This window comes from Conexibacter woesei Iso977N (genome assembly GCF_000424625.1).
Taxonomy (GTDB): domain Bacteria; phylum Actinomycetota; class Thermoleophilia; order Solirubrobacterales; family Solirubrobacteraceae; genus Baekduia; species Baekduia woesei_A.
Genome location: NZ_KE384217.1, coordinates 1 through 1,122, shown reverse-complemented (window position 1 = coordinate 1,122; position 1,122 = coordinate 1). Strand labels below are relative to the sequence as shown.

At 68.1% G+C, this 1,122-nt stretch carries 1 protein-coding gene; it reads left to right on the top strand.

Going from position 1 to position 1,122, the window contains the following annotated elements:
• The first annotated feature begins 16 nt into the window (after positions 1–16).
• Complete coding sequence (locus H030_RS38065) at positions 17–958, top strand: DUF11 domain-containing protein (RefSeq protein ID WP_051223880.1); 942 nt, start codon at positions 17–19, stop codon at positions 956–958.
• Positions 959–1,122 lie beyond the last annotated feature (164 nt).

The following is a 1,122-nucleotide window of genomic DNA, read 5'->3' as shown; positions in this document are numbered from 1 at the left end:
GAGAGAAGAGAACGCCATGCCCACCTCCATCTCATCCCGCGCGACGACGACGCTCGCCGCCATCCTGCTCCTCATGCTCGGAGCGCTGACCTACGCGACCGGCGCCCGGGCCGCCCCCGGGACGGTCACCGGGCCCAGCGGGTTGAGCGTGACCGTCGACGACACCACCCCCGCCCCCGGCCAGGTCGTTAACTTCGACTTCTCCTACACCTTCAGCCAGGGCGATGAGGGCTCCGACACCTCCTTCTTCACCTTCGGCTCGAACCTCAACACCAGCGCTCCCGGGGTCAACCTCGGCGAGCTGGCTCTGGGCTCCTGCGGGGGCGACATCACGTTCTGCGGCTACAACACCACGAGCCCGACGTACGGCGAGTTCAACGGCGTGGACACGGGCTTCGTGCCCGGTGCGACGATCACCGGCACCGCGAGCTTCACCGTCTCGGCCACCGCGAGCGACGGCGACGTGATCGGCGGCTATGGCGGGCACCGCACCAATGGTGAGAGTGTGAACAGCGTGGCCACGGATTCACGGTTGGACCTGACGGTCACCGCCCCGCCGCCGCCGGCCAACGCCGATCTCGGCGTCGACCTCAGCGCGACCGCGCACGGGCTGTTGACCAGCCACATCAACTACGACGCCGCCGTCACCAACAACGGCCCCGCCACCGCCACCGGCATCACGATCACCACCCAACTGCCCACGGCCGCGACCGGGATCACGTCGTCGACGTGCACGTACTCCTCCAGCACCGACCAGGTCTCCTGCCCCATCAGCTCGATCGCCAACAGCGCCACCACCCACGCCACCTTCAAGGCCTACTTCGGCCTGCTGACCATCGGCCTGCCCCTCCACGCCACCGCAACCCGCACCGCCAGCTCACCGACCGACCCCGTCGCCACCAACGACAGCGACACCGCCTACTGCTACGCCATCACCCCACTGCTCATCCACTGCTGACCCACCACACGCACAGAGGCCGCCGGCGACACCGCTCGCCGGCGGCCCCTCGCCGGCCAGGAGGGCGGAGCGCTCTGCAGGAGCGCCCTTTCGGACATGAACATTTAAAGTTCAGCGTTGCTGATCTTGACGCGTTCCTGATCTTGACGGCAACCGCGAGTCAC

Bases quoted from the DNA above. Each gene is read 5' to 3' on its own strand.
- H030_RS38065 (WP_051223880.1), top strand. From the start codon at position 17: ATGCCCACCTCCATCTCATCCCGCGCGACGACGACGCTCGCCGCCATC.